4 protein-coding genes are annotated in these 6,506 nt (G+C 59.8%); all 4 read left to right on the forward strand.

Annotated features, from left to right (window positions below; translation table 11 throughout):
- Positions 1 to 106 precede the first annotated feature (106 nt).
- The 4 genes from KGB28_RS24505 to KGB28_RS24520 are packed head-to-tail and all read left to right on the forward strand — an operon-like array spanning position 107 to position 6,322.
- The gene (locus KGB28_RS24505) at positions 107 to 1,072 is read left to right on the forward strand and encodes a WD40/YVTN/BNR-like repeat-containing protein (RefSeq protein ID WP_223448238.1); all 966 of its coding nucleotides are present in this window, start codon (positions 107 to 109) and stop codon (positions 1,070 to 1,072) included.
- Entirely contained in the window at positions 1,069 to 3,453 is a 2,385-nt protein-coding gene (locus KGB28_RS24510; RefSeq protein WP_223448239.1) for an efflux RND transporter permease subunit, read from the forward strand. Before KGB28_RS24505 ends, KGB28_RS24510 begins: the two co-directional genes overlap by 4 nt.
- A 53-nt stretch (positions 3,454 to 3,506) precedes the next feature.
- The gene (locus tag KGB28_RS24515; protein WP_223448240.1) at positions 3,507 to 5,051 is read left to right on the forward strand and encodes a DUF1302 family protein; all 1,545 of its coding nucleotides are present in this window, start codon (positions 3,507 to 3,509) and stop codon (positions 5,049 to 5,051) included.
- Positions 5,052 to 5,068: 17 nt separating this feature from the next.
- Entirely contained in the window at positions 5,069 to 6,322 is a 1,254-nt protein-coding gene (locus KGB28_RS24520; RefSeq protein WP_223448241.1) for a DUF1329 domain-containing protein, read from the forward strand.
- Positions 6,323 to 6,506: the final 184 nt, after the last annotated feature.

Raw genomic sequence — 6,506 nt, forward strand, 5'->3', positions numbered from 1 at the left:
CCGGCCTGTTTGTGCAGTTGTCTCTTCTACGAGTCACGAAGCGTCGTCCCAGTCTGTGCCGTGCAGTGCGCTTAAGCATCACGGTGGGGGAGCGGTGTTGTCGTGGGTGGCGCGTCTTTCCCCTTGGGGGCTGATCGCCGGCCTGGCCTATGCAGCAGTTTTCATCAAGCCGGCCGTCGATGCTGCGCCCTTGCTGCAGCCGGTAGTAGAACAGCGCGATATGTTTTTTGGTGCGGCAGGTGATTTGACATCGCTTTGGGTGGTTGGCCAGGATGGCGCTGTGCTGCACGGTGTAGAGGGTGCGACACGCTGGAGTCGCGAGGTGTTGCCTAGTCGGCGCAACCTGCAAGCCGTGGCAGTTTCCCCGGACGGGGTTGTGGTGACGGTCGGAAATCATGGCGATTTATGGCTGAAAGCGCCTGGGCAAGCCTGGCGCAATACGCCGCTACCCGTCAGCGAGATCGGCGGAAAGCTGCTGGATGTTGCCTTCATCGATGGACACTTCTGGGTTACTGGTGAGGCGGGGGCTCTGTTCCGTTCGGGGCCGGGAGCCGGTACCTGGGAAAGGGTCGGCAAAGAGCAGGATGTCGCCTTCAACACTATTCGTCAGGGTGTTGGGAATGATCTATGGATCGCCGCAGAGTTCGGGCGTCTGCTGCGCAGTCGTGATGGCGGACTGAGCTGGACGACACAAGAGCTGGGTAGCGAGAGCCTGCGCTCTGTTTCCTTCGATGGTCAGGTTGGCGTCGCCGTCGGTAATGCCGGGCATATCTATGTCAGCCAGGACGGAGGGGATAGCTGGAAAGCCCTCTCGCGCTTCACATCCGATCACCTGCGTGACGTGATGGTGGCGGACGGGCTGTGGAGTGTAGTGGGTGACAACGGCACCTATTTCCAGAGCCGGAAGCCTGCCGGAGGGTGGGTCAATGCTGCTTTAGAGTTTGGCGGGTTGGGCAAGGGCTACTTCACCCGTGTTCTGCCGATCGCTGGTGGCAACCTGTTGGTGGGGCAGCAATTGGCCGTCATCGATAGCGGGCAGCTAACCGTCGTAAGTGCGGGGATGCAGCCATGAGGAAACTGAAGAATTTCGCAGCCCGCTTGGCCGAATGGTCAATCGCACATCGGGGGCCGGTGACCGTTGTCGTTGGGTTTATCACCCTGTTTTTCGCGCTCTGTCTGACTCGTCTGGACATTCAGACCCGTTTCGCGGACATGATTCCGCATAACCACCCATACGTGCAGGTGCACCAGGCATACAAGGACAGCTTCGCTGCCGGCAATCGGGTAACGATCCTGGTCAAGGCGCGAGGAAAGGACATCATACAGCCTGACATCCTTGCAGAAGTGCAGCGCATCACTCGCGAATTGCGCAAAGTGGAGGGGGTGAATCCGCAGCAGATCGTGTCACTTGCCTCACGTAAGTTAAAGCGGGTGAATGCCTCCAGTGAAGGCATTGTGACCGAGCCCTTGATGGGGGAGCAGGTGCCGCGTGAGCAGGCCGAGCTTAATCAGTTGCGTCAGGCGATTCTCAGTAACTCGATGGTCTATGGCCTGTTCGTGGATCGTGCGTTCAGTTCGACCCTTATCCAGGTGGATTTCTATGACCAACTGGTGAATTACAAGGCAATTTTTCCCCAAGTCCAGGCAATCCTCGATGCCTCGCCAATCAAAGATCAGGTCACCCTGCACTTGGTCGGTGAACCGGTATTGTATGGCTGGGTAGCCAACTACTTACCCGAGACTTTGACGCTTTCACTATTTTCGCTGGCAGCGATGCTGGTGTTGCTGTTCATCTTTAGTAGAACCTGGCGCGGTACGCTGCTGCCGCTGCTGGCGGGGGGCATATCCGGTATCTGGGCGCTGGGCATCAGCGCACTACTGGGCTACAACTTGGACCCTCTGGTGGTCGTTGTGGCCTTTATCATCACTGCGCGTGCCTTCTCGCACTCGGTGCAGTTGATCACCCGTTACGATGACTTAGTGCTAGACGATCAGGTGGAGTCTCGCCGCGCCGCTGAGCAGTCCATGGCGGAACTGTTCCGCCCCAGTATGCTCGGGCTCTATGCCGACGCGGGTGCCATTCTCTGCGTGATGCTTACGCCGATCCCGCTGCTGCACAAGGTGGCGATCATCGGGGCCGTGTGGGTGCTGAGCATTGCGGTGTCTGCGGTGGTGATGACGCCGATCATGTTGTCCTGGGTTCGTCGCCCGCAGGGTTATGTACATCCGCTGAATCTCGACTTTATTCTTGCTGCTGTATTGCGGATGGCTTCCCTGCTAGTTACCTCCCGCGCCCGCTATCTAGTAGCACCTGTTTGTGTAGTGCTGCTCGCCGGGTTGCTGGTCGAGGCTTCGCGGATTCAGGTTGGGGATGCCAGCGACGGTTCGCCGATTCTCTGGCGTGATGCATCGTTCAACCGCGACAGTGCTTTGATCAACCGCCTGTACCCCGGCTCCGAGCAGATGTTCGTGGTTATCGAGGGTAGTGGGCCGGATGCGCTCAAAGCTCCTGAGGTGCTGGACTGGGCGCAGCGCTTCTCGCGCTATATGGAGCGCCAGCCGGAGATAGGTGGCAGCGTGTCGCTGGCCGACCTGGTGGTGGACATCCGCCGCAACCTCTATGAAGGTAACCCGCGCTACCGCGAGTTGGGTGCCTCGCAGACCGAGAACGGCGAGCTGATCAACTTCTACCTGCAGGGCGCCGCCCCCGAGGACATGGCGCAATACGCCGACCGGCAGTTCCAGAACGGCGCGATTACCTTTTTCTTTCAAGACCACAAGGGCGACACCCTGCGCAACGCGGTGCACTACGCAAAGCGCTTTATCGCCGAGAACCCGTTGGAGAAGGCCGAGGTAAAACTCGCAGGCGGCGGCTTGGGGGTGATTGCGGCGGTCAACGAGGTGCTGCTGCGGGACCAGATCGAGGCCATCGCCCTGGCGTTCCTGGTCGTGGTGCTCTGCTGTCTGGTGGTCTACCGCTCTTCGGTCAGCGGCATCTTCTTCATCATCCCGGTGCTGGTGTCCAACGTGGTCACCTTCGCCTTCATGTCCTGGCAGGGCATTGGTATGAGCATCAGCACTCTGCCGGTGGTCGCGCTGGGTATCGGTTTGGGTGTGGACTACGCCTTCTACATCGTCGACTCGATCAAGGAATACCTGGAGAAATACCCCAAAGCGAGTCCCCTTGAAGCCGTGCTGCAGTCCATCGGCTCCGCCGGGCGCGGCGTGCTGCTGACGGCCTTCACGCTGGCCGCAGGGGTCATGCTCTGGGCCTTCTCCTCGCTGCGTTTCCAGGCCGAAATGGGCCTGTTGATCGGCCTCTGGCTGATGGTCTCCGCCTTCACATCGCTGTTCGTCATACCGGCGCTCGCGTTGGTGTTCAAACCCGACTTCATCTTTGCCGCGCAGCACCAAGAGGAGCTGCGCGACTTTAACTCCGAACCGGCCCTTTGACGGTTAGTACTGAGCGGTACCTCCATCAATAAGAACAATCAGAGGTGTTAACGATGCAATTGAAAAGACAGGCCTGCAAGTCGTCCTGGGCCTTCGCCTTGCTGCCGCTGGGTCTACTGCCTTCCCTGGGGCAGGCAATGGACTACGGCAACGACGAGTTCGGCTTCAGCCTGGGCGGCTATCTCAGGGGCTGGTCGTCCTTCAACTTGAAGGACGCGCCGGAAACCCGCGCCGACGACAAGGGCAAGCTGTCCATGACGCGTGGCTCGCTGCTGCTGGACGCCGACGCCGTCACCGGCCCCCTGAGTTGGAAGGCCATTACTCGTTTCGACAAGGAATGGATGACCAACTATCAGGATGATCTGCAGGATATCAACCGTTCCATGGTCAACACTGGGTTTCGCGGGCGCGGCAGCGACCTGATGGATCAGTACGACCGGGCCGAATTGCGCGAGTTCTACTTCGATTACGAGTACGACCGGGTCAAGTTCCGCGTGGGCAAGCAGCAGGTGGTCTGGGGCGAGACCGACTTCTTCCGCGCCATGGACGTGGTCCAGGGCTTCGACTATCGCTGGCGTTCGTTCCTTGAGCCGGAGAACGAGGAGCTGCGCAAGCCCCTCATCATGCTGAATACGATCGTCCAGGTGCCGGAGCTTGAGGGTTCGTTACAGGTGTTGGTACGTCCAGGGCTGGATGCGCAAAACGCCATCGGCAACAACGTCGACTTCTATGGTGGCCGCTGGGCTCCTCAGCCTTATCGTGGAACCGACTTCTTTTCGCTGTTGGATACCGACTATAAGCACCCCGAAGGCGATAGCGAAAAAGTCACTGGCGGGCTGCGTTGGTCGGGGATCGCCGGTGATGTGAACTACTCGCTGGCTTGGCTCAAGTCCTACCAGGGCGACCCGGTAATCAATTCACGTTTCAATCCTTACAAAAAAGCGCCTAAGGGGGTACTTGGCGATGTCTTCCACCCCGAGATCACCGTGTGGGGCGCAACAGCCAGCACCTACGTGCCCGCGGCGGATGCGGTGTTTTCCACCGAGGTGGTCTACACCCAGGACGTCGCCTTCAACCAGGGCAGCGAGACTTTGTTCGGTGGCGCGGTACCGCCGGGCTTCGCCGGGCTGCTACGTAAAGACACCCTGACCACCATGCTGCGCATGGACAAGACCGTGGACCTGATCAGCGTGCTTGGCACCAGCCGTCCGTCGTTCCTCTCCATGCAGTTGTTCAACACCCGCGTGCTCGGCTTCGACAGCGATGACGATCTGGTTGAGCTGGCAGCGTTTGGTGCGAAGAAGAAGCGTGACACCACTCTGTTCACCACCGTGCTGCAAACCAACTACCGCAACGACACCATCAACCCCTCGTTGGCCGCTGGCGTCGACGTGAACAACAAGGGTGGCTTCCTTATTCCCGCCGTGGAATTCGCCATCGGCGATAACTGGCGTCTACGCACTGAGGCTGATCTGTTCTTCGCTGCCGGGCGCGGCAGCGACGACGCAGCCGAGGCCCAAGGCCAGGGCAATACCCGCCTGTTCGGTTATCTCGACAACCACGACCAGTTTGTACTGCGTTTGACCCGCCAATTCTGACCTGGAGCTGCTGACCAATGAAACTCTTCAAATACGCGGCGCTGAGCTGCGCCCTGCTGGCCGTAAGTGCTACTGCCTTGGCCGCCAAGCTGCCCGCCGGCACTCTGGTGGACAAAAGCAACCTCGACAAGGTGCTGAATGACACCTTCGAGGGCAAACCGCTCAACCAACTGTTGACCGACAAGGTGCAGTGGCAGATCCGCAATTACAACCTGGGCCTGACCCTGGCGCCCTCCAAACGTGTGGAGCTCGACCCGGCATACCTGGCTGCAGCTGCGGCCAACGCCGGCAAGGTCGGTTTCGATAAGGCCACGCGCACCGTGCAAGGCTGGGAGAAGGGCGTTCCGTACCCGGAAATCGACGTCAACGACCCGGACGCCGGCGACAAGATCGTGTGGAACTTCATCTACGGTCGGCCGATGGGCGACTCGCTAGAACTGAAGAACTTCCACTACCTTCTGATTGACGCCAAGAAGGGCTTGGAACGGGTACAACGCTATCACCTGGATCGCTTCTACACCCGCGGCAGGCTCAATGGGCCGGCCGCTATCGGCGACGATTTCATGCTGCAGAACACCTTGCTGTTCGCCGAGGCACCCCAGGACATCAAGGGTATCGGTACCTACACCAAGCGTTATGCCGACGGCTTCAAAAACGACGACGTCTGGGCCTACGTGAAGTCGGTGCGCCGCGTGCGGCGCATCTCCGGCAACGCCTGGATGGACCCGATAGGCGGGCTGGACGTGCTCGGTGACGACCTCGACCTCTGGGACTCGCCGCCCAACTGGTACAAGAGCGTCAAGCTGATCGGCAAACGCTGGATCCTCGCGGCGACCGACACCCCGCAGACCGTTGGCGTCGGTGAGAAGGAGCCGGCCGCCCAGTTTCCGTTGCAAGATGTGAGCAACCCACCGTACTGGAACCCCAGCCCTAAACTGGGCTGGCAGCCGCGCGAAGTGTGGGTGCTCGAAGGCACACCGCCGGACGCCCACCCCTACGGCAAGAAGATTCTTTACGTGGACGTGCAGGCCAACCGCCCGTTGATGTCCGAGATCTACGACAAGAACGGTGAGTTCTGGCGATTCCATCATTTTCAGCAACAGCCGATTACCGGTGAAGACGGCTACAAGGCGATCCTGCCGGTGCAGGGCCAGCAGATCGACTTCAAGCGCCAGCACTCGACCAACTTCGTTTCCACCTACGTCATCAACCGAAAGGGTGCCAAGGAGTCTGATTTCTCCTTGGGCAAGCTAGAAGCGGCCGGCAAGTGATTTCATCTTCGCCGGTCTGGCGGCCGGCGACGTCAATAAATATAAGTACAACAGGAGTCAAGCTTATGAATACTCCCAATCTGCCCCCGCAGCAATGGCCTGCCGAGCCCAAGGTACAGTTCGGCCCCTGGACCTGCGAGCCGCCGCTGGACGAGGAGTCCGAAGCGTTCCGCCAAAGCCTGCG

The organism is Pseudomonas sp. BF-R-19 (assembly GCF_019956445.1).
GTDB lineage: Bacteria > Pseudomonadota > Gammaproteobacteria > Pseudomonadales > Pseudomonadaceae > Aquipseudomonas > Aquipseudomonas fluorescens_BH.

Bases quoted from the DNA above. Each gene is read 5' to 3' on its own strand.
- KGB28_RS24510 (WP_223448239.1), top strand. From the start codon at position 1,069: ATGAGGAAACTGAAGAATTTCGCAGCCCGCTTGGCCGAATGGTCAATC.
- KGB28_RS24515 (WP_223448240.1), top strand. From the start codon at position 3,507: ATGCAATTGAAAAGACAGGCCTGCAAGTCGTCCTGGGCCTTCGCCTTG.
- KGB28_RS24520 (WP_223448241.1), top strand. From the start codon at position 5,069: ATGAAACTCTTCAAATACGCGGCGCTGAGCTGCGCCCTGCTGGCCGTA.